The sequence below is a fragment of the Aureimonas sp. N4 genome (genome assembly GCF_001463925.1).
Classification (GTDB): Bacteria; Pseudomonadota; Alphaproteobacteria; order Rhizobiales; family Rhizobiaceae; genus Aureimonas; species Aureimonas ureilytica_A.
In genome coordinates this window covers 131,031-150,581 of the sequence record NZ_BBWS01000046.1, presented here as the reverse complement: position 1 = coordinate 150,581, position 19,551 = coordinate 131,031, and the positions used below count along the sequence as shown (strand labels likewise).

The window sequence follows — 19,551 nt, the reverse complement described above, 5'->3', positions numbered from 1 at the left end:
GCCGAGTGTTCTGTTTCCGGTTCTAAGTCCCGGCGCCCGTTTCTCGCAGTGTCCCGGCGCGAAAACCGACCCGGCTTTCGCGGGAAATGCTCCGGCTTTCTTGGGCCAGAAAGCCCGCTTGGCGTGAAAGGCCGATGTCGATCAGGGGTTGGCCCGGCGGTGCTGCGGCACGATCGGCCTTGGCGACCCGCCGGGCCCGCGGGGATCAGGCCAGTTGCAGGAACAGGGCGTAGAGGCCCGCCGACAGCAGCATCGAGATCGGCAGGGTCAGGAGCCAGGCCGCGCCGAGATTGCGCACCGTGCTCATCTGCAGGCCGGTGCCGTTGGCGACCATCGTGCCTGCGACGCCCGACGACAGGACATGCGTCGTCGAAACCGGCAGGCCGAACCGGTCCGCCAGGCCGATCGTCGCCATGGCGACCAGCTCGGCGGATGCGCCCTGTCCATAGGTGAGGTGCTGCTTGCCGATCTTCTCGCCCACCGTCACGACGATGCGCTTCCAGCCAACCATCGTGCCGAGGCCGAGCGCAAAGGCCACGGCGACCTTGACCCAGGTTGGGATGAAGCGTGTGCCGGCATCCAGCGAGGCCTTGAAGGCCGACAGGGCCGAGGTCTCGTCGGGAGTCAGGGAAACCGTCTCGTCGGCCTGAAGACGCTTGATCGCTTCCGACGCGAGATACATGGCGTTGCGCACGTTCTTCGTGACGGCCGCAGGCACGGCCTGAAGCGAGCCGTAGCGCGAGACCTCGTTGTCGATGTCGGTGGCGAGCGAGGCAAGCGCCGGCAGCGTGTCGGGCTGAAGGGTCTTCTGCGCAATATAGCGCTGCAAGGCCGCCTCGGCCGTCACCGCGGCGTCGACGCGGTAGGGGCCGCGCGGGGCCAGCGCGGAGACGACGGCCTCGGCGCGCTGGTGGAACTCAGGCATGTAGCTTTCGGGCACGGCCCGGTTCAGGGCATAGGCGGTCGGCACCGTTCCGATGAGGATGAGCATAATGAGACCCATGCCCTTCTGCCCGTCGTTGGAGCCGTGCAGGAAGCTCACGCCCGTGCAGGTAAAGATCAGAAGTCCGCGAATCCAGGCCGGAGGCGGCGTGTTCGCGCTCGGCTCGCGATAGAGCGCCTCGTTGCGCACGAGGACACGCATGACCTTGAACAGGATGGCGGCCAGGGCAAAACCAAGAATTGGCGAAAGAAGCAGGGAATAGCCGACCTTGGCCGCCTCGCCCCACTCGACCCCGGCGGTGCCGCCGTGACCGCTCAAGACCGCGTTGGCGACACCGACGCCGATGATCGAGCCCACCAAAGTGTGGGACGAGGATGAGGGCAGGCCGAAATACCAGGTGGCAAGATTCCAGACGATGGCGGCGATCAGGAGCGCGAAGACCATCGCGAACCCGGCCTGCGACCCGACGCGCAGGATGAGTTCGACCGGCAGAAGCGAGATGATCGAATAGGCCACCGCGCCGCTCGACACGAGCACGCCCAGGAAGTTGAAGACCCCGGACCAGACGACCGCGACATGGGCGGGCAGCGAATGGGTGTAGATCACGGTTGCGACCGCGTTGGCCGTGTCGTGGAAGCCGTTCACGAACTCGAAGCCCAATGCGATCAGCAGCGAGACGAACAGGAGAATGAAAGGCAGATAGGTGGTCGGCTGGACTCCGGCGGCGCTGGCGTCGGCGTAGATGCTATAGGCGACATAGGCGATGGCGGCCCCTGTCGCCACCACGAAGCCCCATCGTCCGGCGGCTCCCAGACCACGATCGAGATCGGGGCGTCTTACTGCGACGTCTGCGGCGGTCCGTTCAGCGGTGATCGTCATGATCCCTCTCGAAGTTGTGAACGAGAGATCGTAGCGCGCCCATATGACAGAGGCGCGATAGCGGCCGGATCCCTCGGCGCGACGAGGGGAACGGCGTGACGTCGCGTGCCCTAAAGCCGCAAAAGGGCAGGCAGCTCTCTCATGTCCGAAAAGACCCGCATCGCCCCGGCATCCATCAGCCGCGCCTCATAGCCGGGGTAGCAATGCCCTCCCCCGTGAAAGCCGAAGACCGGCATACCGGCCGCGACCGCGGCCCGAACGCCGGTTTCGCTGTCTTCGATAACGAGGCATCTGGCCGGCGCGACATTCATGGTTCTGGCGGCCAGGAGAAAGAGGTCCGGCGCGGGCTTGGGACGGGGTACCAGATCGACACCGAACAATCGCCCCTCGAAATGAGGCAAAAGACGGGTCAACTCCAGGACATATCGCAGGTGCCCCATCGCGGCGTTCGATGCCACGCAGGTCGGGATACCGACGCCCTCCAACACCTCCACGACGCCCTCGATGGCCCGCAGCTCGGTGCGGTAGGCCTGTTCCACCAGATGATCCCGGTCGGCTTCGAAACGATCGGGCAGCGTTCGCCCGAGCGACCGCTCGACATGCTCGATCATGTCTCTTGTGGTTCGGCCGACGAAGGCTCGCGCGAGGTCATGGGGACTGGCCGGAAATCCGAGTTTCGTCAGTTCCTGCGCATCGATCCGGCACTGGATCGCTTCGCTGTCGATCAAAACGCCATCGCAATCGAAGATCACCAGTTCGGGCTGACAAGCAGAATCCATGCCGGGACCTTTGCCGATCGGTTCGGGACGATGGATTCCTAGGCGATGGAGATGACAAGCGGCTGACGGGAGGCGAAGCAAGCCCAAACGGAGTAGGCCGATCACGGTCCTTGCCCATGGTCCGTGACGGCCTCAGCCCCACAAGCGGATCGGACCTGACGGCGGATGGGGGCAACGCCTCCGCGTGCGCGCGAACCAATGCTAAGGAAGGCCCCCTGCCGAACTCGGAGACATCTGCATGGCGCCCACTCTTGCCCAGCTTCGCGCCGTCGATGCCCTGGCCCGCTGCCGCCGGTCCTCTTCGATCTCGTCGACGATCCTCTCGAACGATGCGAGCGCTCCCGCGACCCGGCCGCCATCGCTCTGAAACTGGAAGGCATGGAACGCCTTCTCGAACTTCGTCTGACCCACGAGGATGACACGCTGGTGCGGTGAACAGCCGCGCTCTGCGATAGGATGTGAGCGCTCTTCGGCGATCCCTTCCCGGCGAGTTCGGCCCATGGCGGAGGGCGGCACAGACCTTCACCCGCCGGGCACGGCTCGGCGTCCGGGAGCGGCTCATGACTCCGATTCAGAAGCGAGACGGCGGCTCGGCAGGGTGGTTCCTGTAAGGGCCTAAGATCCAGGCTCACGGACAAGCGGCAGGAGCCGACCGAAAGAGCCTCGTAGCGCCTGCTTCTTGACCGCAAGCCCACCTTGCCGCAGTGGCTGGCGGCGGACCGCCGCACCAGCCATGCCGTCGTGTTGCGGGAAGAGCCTACTGCCGGTCGGGAACGCCGGCCTGCGCGAAGGTCGCCATGCCGTTGTGGCAGGCGACGGCCGCCTTTACCATGGCGGCGGCGAGCGCGGCGCCCGTGCCTTCGCCAAGGCGCATCCCCAGCGCCAGAAGTGGGACCTTGCCCATGCGCGCCAAGGCCGCCTGATGGCCCGGCTCGGCCGAGACATGGCCGAAAAGGCAATGGTCGATCGCGGTCGGGTCCAGCGCCTGAAGAATGGCGGCCGAGGCCGTCGCGACATAGCCGTCCACAATCACGGGCACGCGCTGGAGGCGCGCGGCGAGGATCGCGCCCGACATGGCGGCCAGTTCGCGCCCGCCGAGCCGGCGCAGGATTTCGAGCGGATTGCCGAAATGTGGGCGGTGCAGGTCGATCGCCTCCTGCACGATGGCGCGCTTGCGCTCCATACCGGCCGCGTCATGCCCCGTGCCGGGGCCGACCCAGTCCGCCGCCTCGCCGCCGAACAGGGCCGCGAACATCGCGGCGGCGACCGCCGTGTTGCCGATGCCCATTTCACCGATGCACAGGAGATCGGGCTCGCCCGCCAAGCACTCCATGCCGAAGGCCATGGTCGCCGCGCAGTCCTTTTCGCTGAGCGCCGGCTCCTTGGACATGTCGGCCGTGGGATAGTCGAGCGCGAGATCGAAGACCTTGAGGCCGAGGTCGAAGGTCGCGCAGATCTGGTTGATCGCCGCGCCACCTGCGGCGAAATTCTCGACCATGGCCTGCGTCACCGCCGTCGGATAGGCCGAGACGCCGCGCGCGGCGACGCCGTGATTGCCCGCGAAGATCGCGACCGTCGGCCGGTTGACGCTCGGCGCGCGGCCCTGCCACGCCGCCATCCATTCGGCGATGTCCTCCAGCCGACCGAGACTGCCGGAGGGCTTGGTCAGCTCCTCCTGCCGGTGGCGCGCGTCGTGGCGGGCGCGAATGTCGGGTCCCGGCATCTGGGCAAGCAGCGCGCGGATGTCATCGAAGGGGCGGCCGGTGGCGGACATGGGATGAGGTTCCTCGAAGAAATGCGGACCGGGCGGAACAGCTGGGCCCGCGTCCGGCGCCGAACCGACGTGCCTCGCAGCAGGCAGACGCCCGCGCGAGCGCGTTGGGTTCGACGCCAAGCTCCATAGGCAAGAAGCCCCCAGCGCGCAAACCGTTGCGCATGCCAAAGCCCCCAGCGTTTTCCGGCCCGAAGATCCAGTGCCCCGCGTCGGAGCGAGAACGCATTCCGAACGTGTTTGAAAATCCGCACGTGGAAGGGCGGTGACAGGATGGCAGGCCCCAACAAGCCTCCAGCGCCGCCGATGCCAGCAGCATCGATGAAGAGCGGCGCCGAAGCAGGAGGGAAAGGGATACGCCCGGCCGAGTTGTCGAACAGGCTCTGCGAGCGACGAGCCATATCCACCGAGGCGACCCGCAGGGTGGCAACCTTTCGCAACGGCCAGCATCGCAGCAAAACTCTGTTAGAAGCGCCGGAACACAGAGGGGAAAAAGGCTTCATCCATGCAGCGCGCCGCCCATCGCTTCTTTCGCGCGAGCGCCTTTCTGACGCGCTTCCCCGCGCGCACCAGCGCCTTCGAGGGTGGCCCGCATCCGCTGGGGCGCGATGCCCTCGCCTTTCCGTTCGTCGGTTTGGCCGTGGCGCTGCCTCCGGCCCTGATCCTTCTCGGCCTCGCCGCGCTCGGGCTCCAGCCCTTCGCCTGCGCCTTGATCGCTCTTCTTCTTCTCATCGGACTGACCGGCGCGCTGCACGAGGACGGTCTGGCCGACACGGCGGACGGGCTCTTCGGCCACGCCACGCGCGAGCGCGCGCTGGAGATCATGAAGGACAGCCGGATCGGCACCTATGGCGCGCTGGCGCTGATCGGCGCGTTTTCCTTGCGCGCCGCGCTTCTGGCCGATCTCACGGCCCATGCGCCCGCGCACGGCGCGCTGGCGGTGCTGGTCGTAGCGGGCGCGAGCCGGGGCGCGATGGCCTGGCTCTGGTCCAGCCTGCCCTCGGCGCGGCCGGGGGGCCTGTCGAATCGGATGGAAGCGCCCTTCCCGCATGAAGGGCGTCAGGTCGCGCTTGCAGCTCTCGGCCTCGCGGTCGCGGGCGGGGCGGCGATCGGCGGCTGGACCGGCGCGCTCGCACCAACCGCCCTCGCTCTCTGCGGGCTCTGGTTGTTTCGCCGCTTCATCGCGCAGAGGCTCGGCGGCACGACGGGCGACACGCTCGGCGCCGCCCAGCAGATCGTGGAATGCCTTCTCCTTCTCGGCCTCGCGCTCACGGCTTGAGCGCCAAGACACGAGACCGCCGCGTCCGCTCAGGAAGCGGCAGAGACGGCGCGCTTGGCAGCCCTCAGATACGAAGACCCGTTCCGAGGCCCATGGAGGCCAGAATCACGGCCGCGTCCGGCTCGGGCTCGATCACCGGAACGCCCATGCCATCGCGCACCGCCATCACGGCGATCTCGGCATCGTTGGTATCGGGCACCTCGAACAGAACGGGCATTTCCTCGAGGTCCTCGGACTCGCCGGCCTCACGCGCGAAGACGCGCGCATCGCGCAGCTTCGAAAAGGCCTGGAACTTGCGGGCATCATCGCAGTCAATTCGCACGACGTACATTTTTGAGGCCTCCGTTCGAATTGTTGAAAAGTTAAGCACGAGTTCCTCGCTCTGCCAAGCGAGTCTTTTCCCCCATGTTTTTAGAAGCACTCGAAGCCTTGCTTCGGCGCGCCGGGAGTTCCAATAGGAAAGGGAATGGCAAGGCGGCGGAGGCCTTCATGCAAACCCAATCCGAATCCGAGCGGCCGAAGGTCGCCCTCTTCGTGACCTGCCTCGTGAATGTCATGCGGCCCGGCATTGCGGAGGCGACGCGCGATCTTCTGGTGGCGGCGGGCTGCGATGTCGAGGTGCCGCTGGATCAGACCTGCTGCGGCCAGCCGGCCTTCAATTCGGGCGACGAAGCCAGCGGGCGCGCCATGGCCCGGCACCAGATCGAGGTTCTGGAGTCGTACCCCTATGTCGTCGCGCCCTCGGGCTCCTGCGCCGGGACGATCCGCCACGACTATCCCCACACGTTTCGCGACGATCCCGCTTGGCTGCGCCGCGCCGAAGACCTGGCGGCCCGCACCCATGAGATCACCAGCTTCCTGGTCGATGTCATGGACTTCCACCCCGCGCCGACGCGCTTCGAGGGGAAGGCGACCTATCACGACACCTGCTCGGGCCTGCGCGAACTCGGCGTCCACGACCAGCCCCGCCGCCTCGTGGGCAGCGTCGAGGGGCTCGATCTCGTGCCCCTGCCCGGCAACAATGTCTGCTGCGGCTTCGGCGGCACGTTCTGCGTGAAATATCCCGCCATCGCCAATGCCGTGGTGGAGGAAAAGGCCGTGGCCGTGGAATCGACGGGCGCGGACATTCTGCTCGGCGGCGATCTCGGCTGCCTCATGAACATGGCCGGCAAGCTGCAACGGCGCGGCTCCCCGGTGCGCGTGTTCCACACGGTGGAGGCCATTGCCGGCCGGCTGAGCACCCCCGCCATCGGCGAAACGCCCGCCGGAGAGAAGCCATGAGCGCCCCGGCCCCGACACCCACACCGGACTTTCTGCAACGCGCCGACGGCGCGCTGGCCGACCGCTGGCTGAAGACGGCGATCGACCGCACCACGGGCACGGCGCGCACCAAGCGCGCGGCGATCGTCGGCCAATGGCCGGACTTCGCGGTGGCGCGCGAGCGCGGCAAGGCGATCAAGGATCACGTGGTCGAGAATCTCGGCCATTACCTCGCCGAGTTCGAGCGCAACGCGCGCGCCAATGGCGCGGTGGTCCACTATGCTGAGACCTCCGACGAGGCCTGCCGTATCGTCGTGGACATCTGTCGCAAGGCCGGCGCCAAGAGCGTGACGCGCTCCAAGTCGATGCTCGGCGAGGAGATCGGCCTGCCGCACGCGCTGGAGGACGCCGGCATCGAGCGGGTCGAGACGGATCTCGCCGAACATATCGTGCAGCTCGCCGGCGAGCGGCCGAGCCACATCATCTGGCCCGCCATGCACAAGACGCGCGAGCAGATTTCCGAATTGTTCCGCGCCTCCCATGCCGACCCGCATCGGGAGGAAACCGCCGAGGCCATGGCGGCGTCGGCGCGCCGGCATCTGCGCCAGCGCTTTCTCGACGCCGATGTCGGCATATCGGGCGCGAACTTCCTCATCGCCGACACGGGCAGCGTCTGCACCGTGACCAATGAGGGCAATGCCGAGATGACCACCACGCCGCCGCGCATTCACATCGCGACGGCCGGCATCGAAAAGCTCGTGCCCTCGGCCGCCCATGCCGCGATGATGCTGCGCCTTCTCGTGCGTTCGGCCACGGGCGCGGCGCTGACGCAATACACGACCTTTCACACCGGGCCGAAGCGGGCCGGCGATCTCGACGGGCCGGACGAGTTCCATATCGTGCTGGTCGACAACGGACGCACCAAGATGCTGGCGGGCGAGGAGATGCGCGAGATGCTGCGCTGCATCCGCTGCGGTGCCTGCATGAACCATTGCCCCGTCTTCAACCAGATCGGCGGCCACGCCTATGGTGGCACCTATCCCGGCCCGATGGGCGCGGTGCTGACGCCGATCTTCGACGGGCTGAACGAGAAGACACGCGACCTCGCCCATGCCTGCACGCTGAACGGGCGCTGCCGCGAAGTCTGCCCGGTCGATATTCCGCTCCCGACCCTGCTCAAGGGCTGGCGCACGGCGAGCTGGCGCGAGGGACTGGAGCCGCGCACGATGCGGATCGGAATCGGGCTCTGGCGCTGGCTTGCGACCCATCCCCCGCTTTACCGTCTGGCCATGGGGCTCGGCTCCAAGGCGCTGCATCTCATGGGCGGCGCGCGCGGGCGCATTTCGTCCCTGCCGCTCGTCGGCGGGGCCTGGACGCGCCATCGCGAGATGCCCGCGCCGCCGAGCGGGCCGACCTTCCTTCAGGCCGAGGCCAAGCGCCAGCGGGAGGGCGCGCGATGAGCGACGCCCGCGAGCGCATCTTCGCCGCCATCCGACACGCGATCGGTCCTGCCCGCGCGCAGGACCGCATTCGCGCCGACGCCGATGCGCTTCTCCTGGAGCCGGAGCGGGTGCGCCCGCGCCTGCCTGATGGCGATCTCACGACCCTGTTCGAAGCGGCGGTGACGCGCCTGCCGCCGGGCGCCTCGTCGGAACGCGTGGCGAACTGGGCCGCCCTGCCCGCCACTGTGGCGGCACATCTCGCCAGGCGCGGCCGAGAGCCGGCGCTGAAACTCCAGCCGACGCCCGCGCTTCTGGCGCTGCCCTTCGCTAAGGCCGGCGTGGCCTTGCGTGAGGAGGTGGACGACCGGATCGCCCTGTCGCTCGCCGAATGCGCCGTCGCCGAGACCGCGAGCCTTCTGATTCGCTCCGGCCCCGATATGGCGATTCTCGACGCCTTTCTGCCGCTGCATCACCTCGTGGCCGTGCGCACCGCCGATATCGTGCCGCATCTGGAAGAGGCGGTGGCGCGCTTCGACCTCGCGCGCAGCCGCAATCTCGTGGTGGTCACCGGCCCGAGCGGTACGACCGACATCGAAGGCAGTCTCGTGATCGGCGTTCACGGCCCGGCGACGCTGCACATCTTCCTGATCGAGGATTGATCGGCGGTCGGCGCTGACAAGGCAGAGCTTTGTCTTTATACGGCGCGCCTGCCTTCCGGCCTCGCTGCGCGGGTATTGCGGCCGAGGCCGGCGCACCGGCTGAAACGGAAAGGCTCCACCATGTGGTCCGAACCCTTCGAGGGCTGCGATCCGATCGAAGCGGCCGCGCGCCTGCGCCCGCTCGGCCGGCTCGCCTTTCTCGACAGCGCCGCGCCGGGCGGGCCGAACGGGCGTCGATCGGCCATCCTCGCCGCGCCCTTCGCCGAATTCACCGCCTCGCTGCAGGAGACGCGCCTTGCCGGCGCGCGAATCCAGGACGAGCCCTTCGCGGCGCTGGATGCTCTGCTCGGGCGCTACCGCGCGGAGGCGACGGACGCTTCGCGCCTGGGCCCAGGCCTTGCCGGCTTTTTCGCGTTCGAAGCGGGACATTTCGTGGAGCATCTGCGCGCCGTGCCGGACCTGGCCCCGGACCGGCCACTGATCGCGCTTGGGCTCTTCGACACGGCGCTGGTCTTCGATCATGAGACCGGCCGCGCCGATCTCGTCTCCGCCGGCTTCTCCGCCGCGCTGGACGCGGCCTCCCCCCGCGCGGCGCGAGAGGCCGAAGCGCGCACGCGCATCGCCTGTTTCCGCGACGCGCTGAGCCGACCCGCCCCTGCTCTGCCGCCCCCGCCGCCGGTCGCGCCCGCCTGGCGCTCCGACTTCGACGAAGCCACCTACGCCTCCATGGTGGAGCGAGTGCGCGACTTCATCCGCGCAGGCGACATCTATCAGGCCAATGTGGCGCGCCGCCTCACAGCCGCTCTGCCCGACGGCTTCGATCCGTTCGGCTTCTACCGCGTGTTGCGGCGCATCAACCCTGCCCCCTTCGCGGCCTATTTGGAAGTGGGGGACCGCACCATCGCCTCCGCCTCGCCCGAACTGTTCCTGCGCCTCCATGGCCACGAGGTCGAGACGCGGCCCATCAAGGGCACGGCGCGGCGCGCGAGCGACCCGGCCGAGGATGCCGCCGCCGCCGCCGCGCTTCTCGCCTCACGCAAGGATCGGGCCGAGAATGTCATGATCGTCGATCTCCTGCGCAACGACCTCTCGCGCGTCGCCAAGCCCGACAGTGTCGAGGTTCCCGCGCTGTGCGCGCTGGAGAGCTTTGCCGGCGTGCATCATCTCGTCTCGCAAGTGCGCGCGCGATTGAAGCCGGAGCATGGCCCCGGCGCCCTTCTGCGCGCCACCTTCCCTGGCGGCTCCATCACCGGCGCGCCGAAAATCCGGGCCTGCGACATCATCGCCGAGTTGGAACGGCGGCGGCGGGACGTTTATTGCGGCTCGATCGCGCATCTGGGATTCGACGGCGCAGCCGATCTGTCGATCGCCATTCGCACAGTGGAGTTTGAAGGCGCCCAAGCGCGCTTCGGCGCGGGCGGCGGCGTCACCATCCTGTCGGAAGGTGCCGACGAATACCGCGAAACCTGCACCAAGGCCGCGCGCATCCTGGCGGCTTTCGAGGCCTATGCGAATGGGGCGAAGGCGCGGACGTGATCCTGCTTCTCGACAATTACGACAGCTTCTCGGCCAATCTCGCCCGTTATCTCGAACGGCTAGATCTCAGCGTCACCAGTATCCGCAGCGACCGGATCACGCTCGCCGGGATCGAGGCGCTTCAACCCGAGGCCATCGTCATCTCGCCCGGCCCCTGCGGCCCGATGGAAGCGGGCGTCAGCCTCGACTGCGTGCGCGCCTTTTCGGGCCGCGTTCCGATTCTGGGGGTCTGCCTCGGGCATCAGGTGATCGGCGCGGCCTTCGGCGGCGAGGTGGGCCGAGCGCTGCGCCCCATGCACGGACTGTCCTCGCCCGTGCGCCATGAAGCATCCGATCTCTTCGCCGGCCTTGCCGATCCTTTGGAGGTCGGGCGCTATCATTCCTTGATCGTTCGATCTACGGTTGAAATGGAGACGAATCTTCGCGTTACTGCCTGGTCGGAAGAAAACGAGATCATGGCGCTTCGTCACCGCGAGCATCCGACCTTTGGGATTCAGTTCCACCCCGAATCAGTCCTGACGCCCGATGGCCTCCTGATTCTGGGCAATTTCAGGACATTGATTGGCCGGAAACGAGTTTGAAACGAGAGGCGACCTCCCGCCAGCGCGAGGTACGCACATCAATAATAAGGCAGACCAACGGGTTAGCCCCACTTCCGGCGCAAGTCCTTCGAAAAGCGAGACAATCCGCGCCCGACCATCTTTCGCTTTCGTAAGCCAGCTTATAATTACTTAAATGCGAAACGAAATGCGTTCTTGCATATCGTTTCGCATGAACGAGCGTATCAGTCTGCGAGGCTCAGGCGTGCCGGACACTATGACGGCCTCACCTTCCGAGTCGACGAACGAAGACGCGCAGCTGGTCGCGACCCTTCTTTCGATCGCCAAATCAACCCGCGCCTTTCTGGCGCTGCTTCTGGCGCAGATCGATCTGCATCCCGGCCAGGATCAGCTCCTCGTGCGCCTGACGCCCGGCGAGTCCGTCAGCGTATCCATGCTGGCCGACCAACTCGCCGTGCGCCCGTCCACCGTCTCGAAGATGCTGGATCGCCTGATCGAGAAGAATCTCGTGCTGCGCGAATCCAACAGCCGCGATGCGCGCCGCACCATGGTGACGCTGACCAGCGCGGGGGAGGCGGCCAAGGAGCGCGTGCTCGCCCTGTGGATGCGGCTGGAGACCGAGCTTGGCAACGCGATGGAGGAGCGCGAACGCTCGGCGCTCCTGAGTTCGCTCCAGCAGGTGGACCAACTCCTGAGCGTGAGACTGCGCCGCCTGCGCTGAGCGCGGCGGCGGCCGACCTCAAGCGACACGGCGCTCGCGGTTGGCGTCGAGGCTCTTCCTCACTTCCGCCCCAAACGGGGTTCAGCGGGCCTTGGCATGGCTTGCGGCCCCGTTGCGGCAGGCCCGACGCGGACTTGTGGACGCCTAACCCAAGCGAAAGCCGGCGAACTTGTTGAAGCCTCTCGCGAAAGCTAGGCTATTCACGGCTTTTCGCATATGCTCAAAGGCGTGCGCATTCAACGAGAAGAAGATCGCCATTCCCGTGACGAGACCCTCGCATCTTTCCCGACGCACGGCTCTGAAATACGGTCTGGGCGGCGTGATCACGCTGCTCTGGACGCAGGCTCGGGCCCAGGACCCGCAAGCCCAGCCGGCAGCGCCCGCGCCGCAGGGTGAGCCGCAACCGGCCGCCGCGCCGGCTTCCCCCCCGATTCATGTCGATCTGAACGCCTTCTCCTTCGACAATCTGTCGGCGGCGATGCGCAATCGCGCGGCCCAGCCCTATCAGGATCCCGGCAACGAACTGCCCCAGGTGATCCAGGATCTCGACTACGACCATTACCGGCGCATCCTGTACCGGCGGGACCGGACCGTCTGGGCCAACGAGCCGCTGAACTTCCAGATGCAGGCCTATTTCCCGGGCTTTCTCTACAAGGCGATCACCCGCATCTATGTGGGCGACGGCACGCATTTCCAGCCGCAGGTCTTCTCGGGCGCCGATTTCGAATTCCTGGCCCCGCTCGATCCCTCGCTCTTTCAGACCATCCAGCTTCCGGGCGTGGCGGGTTTCCGGCTGAACTATCCGCTCGACCGGCCCGATCTCTTCGACGAACTGGTCTCGTTCCTCGGCGCGTCCTATTTCCGCGCGCTCGGCATGAACAACCGGTACGGCCTGTCGGCCCGTGGTCTCGCCATCAACACGGCGACCACCACGGCGGAAGAGTTCCCGCGCTTCACCTCCTTCTTCATCGTGAAGCCGCAGCCCACCGACGAGACGGTGCAGATCTTCGCCGAGTTGGAAGGCCCGAGCCTGACGGGCGCTTACGCCTTCCTGCTCAAGCCCGGCCCGCAGACGGTGATCGACGTCACCGCGCGCCTGTTCTTCCGCGGCGAGGTGGAGCGGCTGGGCGTCGCGCCGCTGACCTCGATGTTCTATTTCGGCGAGAACGACCACAGCAAGCGCGAGGATTTCCGTCCGCAGGTGCATGACAGCGACGGCTTGTTCATCCTGCGTCCGAACGGCGAGCGCCTGTGGCGTCCGCTCAAGAACCCGGACGATCTCGCCCTGTCCTATTTCACCGAAGCCTCGCCGAAAATGTTCGGCCTGCTGCAGCGCGATCGCGACTTCTCCCATTACGAGGATGTCGAGGCCCATTACGAGCTTCGCCCCTCGCTCCTGATCGAGCCGCTCGGCGACTGGGGCCGGGGCAGCGTCCAGCTGGTGGAAATCCCCACCAATTCCGAGGTGAACGACAATATCGTCGCCTTCTGGGTGCCGGAAGAAAAGCCCAAGGCCGGCTCGCAGTTCGAGTTCCGCTACCGGATGCACTGGGGCTCGATGACCGAGATGCAGAGCCATGTCGCCGTGGTCGGCGGCACCTATGCGGGCGTCGGCGGCAACGGGGCCGACACGGCGGACACAAATCTCTGGCGCTTCGAAATCAATTTTGAGGCCGGCACGGCGCAGAACCTGCCGCTCGACGCGATGGTCGTGCCGATCGTCGATGTGCCGGCCGATGGGGCACGCCTCGTTCATAGCGGCGTGTCGCGCCTGCCGGGCGGCGGCTGGCGCCTGTCGATCGAACTGGAAAAGCTGAACGCCAGCCCGGTGGAGCTGCGCGCCAAGCTCTCCTTCAACCAGCGCATCATCTCCGAAACATGGTTGTACCAATGGACGGGCCGTCCGTGATCTCGCGCAACCCGTCCCTTGCGCTTCCGGGCGAGGCCGAGCGGTTCTTCGACTCCCGCCCCGTCGGCTATCTCGTCGGCCGGCCGGACCTTTCGGAGGAGGAGGTTCTGGCCGCCATCGCCGAGCGTCTGGCCTTCGACGGGCGCACCGGGCCGGAGCCGCAGGTGGTGATCGAGGCAGCGCGGCTGGGCAAGCGCAAGGCGCTGGCCTTTCTGCGCAAGCTGGTGCTGCCGCAGCCCCGCTCGCCGCTCGCCATGCCCGTGCGGCCCATCCTGCGCGAGCATCTGACCCATGGGGTCGGCGAAGGCCATTGAACGCATGACGGCCGGGACCAACCTCCCGGCCGAGCCATTTCATCAGACCATGGCGTCACGGGCGGATGTTGCATCCGTCCTGGCGCCGGAGACGGGCCGGCGCGCCTCTCATGATTCCGTCAAGGTCTCGTGGTGATGTCGCCGCCCGCACGAGATCCTTGTCAGCGAGCGCGTCCGTGATCGTATTGGGTAGATTCTTCTTCGCGCTGTTCGCGCTGCTCCTGGCCGTCGTGGCCGGCGTCCTGTTCGCCGTGGTGATCACGGCCAATGGCACGACCTGGCTCCATGTGGTGCAGGTGCTCTTGCTGATCGTCTGCTGCCTCTGGCTCGCCTGGGGCTTCAACACGGCGGTGGTCGGCATCTTCTCGCGCCGCGGCCGGCGCTGGACGGCAGCGCCCGACGGGCGGCGCTCGCAGAGCCGCACGGCCATTCTCATGCCGGTCTACAACGAGGACGCCGACGCCGTTCTGGCGCGCGTCGCGGCCATGATCGAGGGCCTCCAGGCGATCCGCCGGCTCGACAATTTCGACGTTCATATCCTCTCGGACTCCACCAAGGCCGAGGCCGTGGCGGCCGAGCGGCGCGCGACCTTCTCCGTCGCGGCCGCGCTGGAAGCGGGCAGTCATCTCTATTATCGCAACCGCAAGAAGAATATCGGCCGCAAGGCCGGCAACATCGCCGACTTCGTCACCAATTGCGGCGGCGCTTACGACTATATGCTGATCCTCGACGCCGACTCGCTGATGCGGCCCGAGACCATGCTCGAAATGGTCGCGCGCATGGACGCCGATCCCGAGCTTGCCCTTTTGCAGACGCAGCCGCTCATCATCGGCCGTCGCACCCTGTTCGGCCGCGCGCTGCAATTCTCGGCGGCACTCTATTCGCCCGTCTTCTCGCGCGGCATCGCCTCGCTGCAGGGGCGCGAAGGTCCGTTCTGGGGCCATAACGCGATTATCCGCACCCGCGCCTTCGCCGATCATTGCGGCCTGCCCAATCTCTCGGGCAAGCCGCCTTTCGGCGGGCACATCCTCTCCCACGATTTCGTGGAAGCCGCGCTTCTCGCGCGCTCGGGCTTCAAGGTCCGCGTAGACCCCGATCTTCAGGGCTCCTTCGAGGAAGCGCCGACCAATCTGATCGAATATGCCAAGCGCGACCGGCGCTGGTGCCAAGGCAATCTTCAGCACGGGCGTCTTGTCCCTGCGCCCAACATCCGCTTCTGGAGCCGGGTGTCGATGATCTCCGGCATCATGGCCTATGCGGCCTCGCCGATCTGGCTTCTGTTCTTGATCGTCAGCCTTCTCGACCCAATCCTCAGCCCCGCGCCGAACTATTTCCCGGCCGATTCGCTGTTCCCCGTCTTCCCGCAGCCTGAAACCGGCAAGGCGCTGCTCCTGCTGCTCGGCATCGTGCTGCTGCTTCTTCTGCCCAAGACGCTGATCGCCTGCTACACGGCCTTCACGCGCCGCTCGACGGCCTTCGGCGGCCTGTTCACTGTGTTGCTCGGCGGCGGCGTCGAGCTTGTCCTGACCAGCGCGCTTGCGCCGATCATGATGATGTTCCAGTCCAAGGCGGTGGCGGAGATCCTGCTCGGCCTCGACAGCGGCTGGCCGTCCACCGACCGCGACGACGAGGGCCTGCCGCTGAAAACCGCCTTCCAAGCGTCCTGGTGGATGGTGATCGCCGGTGCGGTGCTTCTGTTCCTCACTTTCTTCTATGCGTTTGAGCTGTTCTTCTGGGTCTGCCCGATCGCCATTCCGCTGCTGATCGCGCCGCTCTTCATCTCGCTGTCCGGCGACCCTGCCTTGGGCGACTTCGTTCGCAAGACGAGCGTCTTCGCAACGCCCTTCGAACTCGACCCCGAGCCGGTCATCCGTTCGTCGGAGAAATGGCGCCGCCGCTTGACCGACGAGACCATCGGGCGCGAACCGAGCGTCACGAAGGACTCCAGCGCTACGCCCTTGCCGCCGGCGGCCATCGCCACGGCCTGATCGAAGCCTTATCAAGGATCGCGCGCCGGGCGGGGCCCTCCCCGTCCGGCGTTTTCGTTTGGGCCTGCGCCAAATCCAAGGCGCCCCCGCACGCCGTCTTGCCCGCTTTGTTTGGTTGACTGCGTGAAGATGGCGTTCAGAAACGGTTCAGCTGGCCGACCTTAATCCTAAGTCTATATGACCGATGGGTCTCACCCACCCATCGCATCGTCGCATGAAGCGAGCGAGCGGCCGGAAGGCCGGGTCGCTCGCGGGTGCAGCCGGAAGCTGCGGGAAAGCTCCCCGAGCGAAAGAGCTGTCTGGCCTTGGACGAAGGCGGCACGCGAAGCGACCGGCGAACAGCCTGCCGCAGGCATGACGGCGGATCGTTCGCTGGCCAGGCTTGAAGCGCGGCGACGGCTTCGCCACGCAGAGAATGGAATGGCAGGGCATGACATCGGCAAGGGTTGGAGTATCGGGCACGGCACGCGATCATCGCGTCGACTTCTTTCGCGGCTTCGCCCTGTTGACGATCTTTATCAACCACGTGCCGGGCGTGATGTGGGAGCACCTGACCTCGCGCAATTACGGCTTTTCGGATTCGGCCGAGCTTTTCGTGTTCCTGGCCGGCTTCGCCTCGGCCTTCGCCTATGGCCGGTCCTTCCTTCAGGGCTCGGCGCTGGTGGCGAGCCTCAAGGCGTTGCGCCGCGCTGGCACGCTCTATCTCGTCCATATCACGCTGACGATGATCACCGTCGCGCTCTTCGCGATCGCCGCGATGACTACCGGCGACGGGCGCTATCTCATGGAGCTCGGCATCGGTTATTTCGTGACCCAGCCGATCGAGACGCTGGCCGGCGTTGCGACGCTCATGCATCAGCTCGCCTATCTCAACATCCTGCCGATGTACTGCGTCATCCTTCTGATGCTGCCTCTCATGCTGGCGCTGGTGCGCCGCTTCGGCGTCTATGGGCTTTTGATTGTCTCCGCGACGCTCTGGGCCGTGGCGGGCACGACGGGCTTCAACCTGCCGAACCATCCCAACCCCGGCGGCTGGCAGTTCAACCCTTTCGCCTGGCAGATGGTCTTCGCCATCGGGCTGGCGGCGGGCCTCGCCAAGGCCGGCGGGCGGGCGCTCGTCGCCTATCACCCGACGCTCTACGCCGTCGCGCTCACCTATCTCTTTTTGTCCTTCCTGTTCGTGGAGTTCCAGCTCTGGCACTGGTCGGCCATGGTGCCCGGCCCCTTCCTGATGACGGGCTTCGACAAGACCTTCGTGACGCTGCCGCGCCTCACGCATCTGGCAGCGCTGGTCTATGTCTTCGTCCACGCGCCTTATGACTCGGTGTTCCGGCGCATCGGCGCTGCGAACCCGCTCTGCCTGATTGGCCGGCATTCTCTGCCGATCTTCGCGACCGGCACGATCCTGTCGCTGCTCGCGCAAATCCTGCGCCTGCATCGCGAGCCCTCGTTTCTCTTCGACACGCTGCTGATCGCAGCCGGCCTTGCGCTTCACTACGCGCTCGCCCTGTTTCTCGAATGGTGGCGCGGCGTCAGCCAGGCCGGCAAGGCCAAGGCGCCAGCGCCGGCGCGCCCTGCAGTGGCGGAGCCCGTCGCGCCGCCCGCCTCGCTCGGCCGGGCCGGCTGAGCGCTCACGCGAATGCGCGAAAGACAGGCACTCGGCGCGGTCGTCTTTTGCGGGGGATGGGCTATAAGGGCGGCCAAACCGACCTTCGGGAAAGGCCGAGCATGAAGGACCAGCACCACCCCTTCTTTCGCCCGCTATGGCGGCGCGTCGTCACTGTCGCGGTCTGCTTCGTCTGGGCGGGGGTCGAGCTTTATGCCGGCAGCCAGACCTGGGCGCTGATCACGGCGGCGATCGGCGCCTACGGCATCTGGATCTTCTTCATCACCTATCAGCCGATGGACGAGCCGCCGGGCAGCTCGGGCGATCGGTCGCCGCACTGATCCCTCCCCTTCTCGACGCCCTCACAAAACGGCTCCGCGCCCTCTGGCGCAAAGGCTGCGCCGCATTCATTCTTCACCCAACTCAACGGCAGGATAGGTCTTCATGAGCCTGAAGTTCGGAACCAGCGGCCTGCGCGGTCTCGTCACCGATCTCGTCGGCGAACCCAGCTATCGCTATACGCTCGCCTTTCTGCGGGTGATGAGCGAGCGCGGCGCGCCGAAGCGCGTCGTGATCGGCCGCGACCTGCGCGCGAGCAGCCCCGAGATCGCGGGGCTTGCCGCCGCGGCCGCGCGGGACGCCGGCTTCGAGCCGATCGACGCCGGCGCGGTGCCGACGCCGGCGCTCGCTTTGGAAGCGGCCCGGCTCGGCCTGCCCGCCGTGATGGTGACGGGCAGCCATATCCCGGAAGACCGCAACGGGTTGAAATTCTACGGGCTCAAGGGCGAGATCACCAAGGCCGACGAGACGGACATTCTCGCCGCCTTCGAGGCGCTCGGCCCCGTGGCGAGCGAAAGCCTGACGCCCCCGGCCGGGATCGCAAGTTCGGACGCGCGCGCGCGCTATCTCCAGCGCGCGGTCGATGCCTTCGGCCCGCAGGCGCTCAAGGGCGCGCGCATCGGCATCTATCAGCATAGTTCGGTTGCGCGCGATGTCCTGGCCGAAGCGGTCGAGGCGCTGGGCGGCGAGGCCGTGCCCTTCGGGCGGGCCGATCACTTCATCCCCGTGGACACCGAGGCCCATCGCCCGGAAGACCTCCAGATCCTCAGCGACGCGGCGGCCGGCGGTTTCGACGCGATCCTCTCCACCGATGGCGATGCCGACCGGCCGCTCATGGCGGATGAGCGCGGCGAGGTGATCCGGGGCGATGTGCTCGGCCTGATCGCCGCCGGCACGCTCGGCTTCGACACGATCGTGACGCCCGTCACCTCCGGCTCGGCGCTGGAAAGCTCCGGCCTCGTGGACAAGGTTCTGCGCACCCGCGTCGGCTCGCCCTATGTGATCGCCGGCATCGAAGAAGCCTTGGCCGAGGGGCGCAAGGGCGTCGCCGGGTTCGAGGCCAATGGCGGCTTCATTCAGGGCACGGACGCGATCGTGGACGGGCGCACCATCCCCGCCCTGCCGACGCGCGACGCGCTGCTTCCGCTCCTCTGCGCGCTGGTGGCGAGCCGCAAGGCGGGCGTTCCGCTCTCGGTTCTGGTGGAGCGCGTCGGCGCCAAGCCCGCCGCCTCGCACCGGCTTCAGAACGTGCCGGGCGAGAAGAGCAGCGCGTTTCTGGCGCGGCTCGCCGAGGACGATGGCTTCCGCGCGAGGTTCTTCGAAGGGCTGGGCCAGCCCGGTGCGGTCAATCGTCTGGACGGTGTTCATGTGACGCTGTCGGGCGGCGAAACCATGCATTTCCGCGCCTCGGGCAACGCGCCCGAGCTGCGCTGCTATGCCGAGGCCGCGACGCCCGAAGCCGCGAAGGCGCTGGTGAACGAGGGCCTGGAGCGCGCGGCCCGCGCGCTCTGAGCTTTCTCCTTCGCAAACGAAAAAGGGCCTCCCGAGGGAGGCCCTTTCTTTTTG

17 protein-coding genes are annotated in these 19,551 nt (G+C 67.0%); 13 read left to right on the top strand and 4 right to left on the bottom strand.

What is annotated here, in order from left to right:
- Positions 1–205 precede the first annotated feature (205 nt).
- The 3 genes from AUL28_RS14985 to cobT all read right to left on the bottom strand — a co-directional run bounded on the left by AUL28_RS14985 (position 206) and on the right by cobT (position 4,375).
- Positions 206–1,822, bottom strand: coding sequence for an inorganic phosphate transporter (locus tag AUL28_RS14985; RefSeq protein ID WP_062234064.1), 1,617 nt, complete (start codon positions 1,820–1,822; stop codon positions 206–208).
- A gap of 110 nt (positions 1,823–1,932) precedes the next feature.
- Complete coding sequence (locus tag AUL28_RS14980; RefSeq protein WP_062234061.1) at positions 1,933–2,601, bottom strand: HAD family hydrolase; 669 nt, start codon at positions 2,599–2,601, stop codon at positions 1,933–1,935.
- Positions 2,602–3,358: 757 nt separating this feature from the next.
- The gene (gene cobT, locus AUL28_RS14970; RefSeq protein ID WP_058601927.1) at positions 3,359–4,375 is read right to left on the bottom strand and encodes a nicotinate-nucleotide--dimethylbenzimidazole phosphoribosyltransferase; all 1,017 of its coding nucleotides are present in this window, start codon (positions 4,373–4,375) and stop codon (positions 3,359–3,361) included.
- A gap of 502 nt (positions 4,376–4,877) precedes the next feature.
- Here cobT and cobS point away from each other — a divergent pair.
- Entirely contained in the window at positions 4,878–5,651 is a 774-nt protein-coding gene (gene cobS / locus AUL28_RS14965; protein ID WP_062234055.1) for an adenosylcobinamide-GDP ribazoletransferase, read from the top strand.
- A gap of 64 nt (positions 5,652–5,715) precedes the next feature.
- On the opposite strand, the gene AUL28_RS14960 is transcribed toward cobS, so the two are convergent.
- Positions 5,716–5,982 (bottom strand): hypothetical protein, encoded by a 267-nt coding sequence (locus AUL28_RS14960; RefSeq protein ID WP_062222825.1) that lies wholly within the window; start codon positions 5,980–5,982, stop codon positions 5,716–5,718.
- A gap of 158 nt (positions 5,983–6,140) precedes the next feature.
- On the opposite strand from AUL28_RS14960, the gene AUL28_RS14955 reads away from it, so the two are divergent.
- The 12 genes from AUL28_RS14955 (at position 6,141) to AUL28_RS14900 (ending at position 19,497) form a co-directional block, all read left to right on the top strand.
- On the top strand, positions 6,141–6,932 hold the full coding sequence (locus AUL28_RS14955) for a (Fe-S)-binding protein (protein ID WP_062234052.1): 792 nt from the start codon (positions 6,141–6,143) through the stop codon (positions 6,930–6,932).
- A complete protein-coding gene (locus tag AUL28_RS14950; RefSeq protein ID WP_058635216.1) occupies positions 6,929–8,371 on the top strand; it encodes a LutB/LldF family L-lactate oxidation iron-sulfur protein in 1,443 nt (480 codons plus the stop codon). The genes AUL28_RS14955 and AUL28_RS14950 overlap by 4 nt, the downstream gene beginning before the upstream one ends.
- The gene (locus AUL28_RS14945) at positions 8,368–9,012 is read left to right on the top strand and encodes a LutC/YkgG family protein (protein WP_062234048.1); all 645 of its coding nucleotides are present in this window, start codon (positions 8,368–8,370) and stop codon (positions 9,010–9,012) included. Before AUL28_RS14950 ends, AUL28_RS14945 begins: the two co-directional genes overlap by 4 nt.
- A 120-nt stretch (positions 9,013–9,132) precedes the next feature.
- Complete coding sequence (gene pabB, locus AUL28_RS14940) at positions 9,133–10,548, top strand: aminodeoxychorismate synthase component I (RefSeq protein WP_062234045.1); 1,416 nt, start codon at positions 9,133–9,135, stop codon at positions 10,546–10,548.
- Entirely contained in the window at positions 10,545–11,129 is a 585-nt protein-coding gene (locus tag AUL28_RS14935; RefSeq protein WP_062234042.1) for an anthranilate synthase component II, read from the top strand. The genes pabB and AUL28_RS14935 overlap by 4 nt, the downstream gene beginning before the upstream one ends.
- Before the next feature lie 235 nt (positions 11,130–11,364).
- A complete protein-coding gene (locus tag AUL28_RS14930) occupies positions 11,365–11,829 on the top strand; it encodes a MarR family winged helix-turn-helix transcriptional regulator (RefSeq protein ID WP_058601961.1) in 465 nt (154 codons plus the stop codon).
- 262 nt (positions 11,830–12,091) lie between these two features.
- Positions 12,092–13,738, top strand: a complete 1,647-nt coding sequence (locus AUL28_RS14925) for a glucan biosynthesis protein (RefSeq protein WP_244493534.1) — start codon at positions 12,092–12,094, stop codon at positions 13,736–13,738.
- Positions 13,720–14,052 carry a hypothetical protein gene (locus AUL28_RS14920; protein WP_058635220.1) on the top strand — a complete coding sequence of 111 codons (333 nt, stop codon included), beginning with the start codon at positions 13,720–13,722 and terminating at the stop codon, positions 14,050–14,052. Before AUL28_RS14925 ends, AUL28_RS14920 begins: the two co-directional genes overlap by 19 nt.
- 65 nt (positions 14,053–14,117) lie before the next feature.
- Positions 14,118–16,040, top strand: a complete 1,923-nt coding sequence (mdoH, locus tag AUL28_RS14915; protein WP_306302763.1) for a glucans biosynthesis glucosyltransferase MdoH — start codon at positions 14,118–14,120, stop codon at positions 16,038–16,040.
- Between the two features lie 430 nt (positions 16,041–16,470).
- Positions 16,471–17,667: an OpgC family protein gene (locus AUL28_RS14910; protein ID WP_062234315.1), complete on the top strand. Its 1,197-nt coding sequence runs from the start codon at positions 16,471–16,473 to the stop codon at positions 17,665–17,667.
- A gap of 101 nt (positions 17,668–17,768) precedes the next feature.
- Complete coding sequence (locus tag AUL28_RS14905) at positions 17,769–17,987, top strand: hypothetical protein (protein WP_062223018.1); 219 nt, start codon at positions 17,769–17,771, stop codon at positions 17,985–17,987.
- 103 nt (positions 17,988–18,090) lie between these two features.
- The gene (locus tag AUL28_RS14900) at positions 18,091–19,497 is read left to right on the top strand and encodes a phosphomannomutase (protein ID WP_062234035.1); all 1,407 of its coding nucleotides are present in this window, start codon (positions 18,091–18,093) and stop codon (positions 19,495–19,497) included.
- Positions 19,498–19,551: the final 54 nt, after the last annotated feature.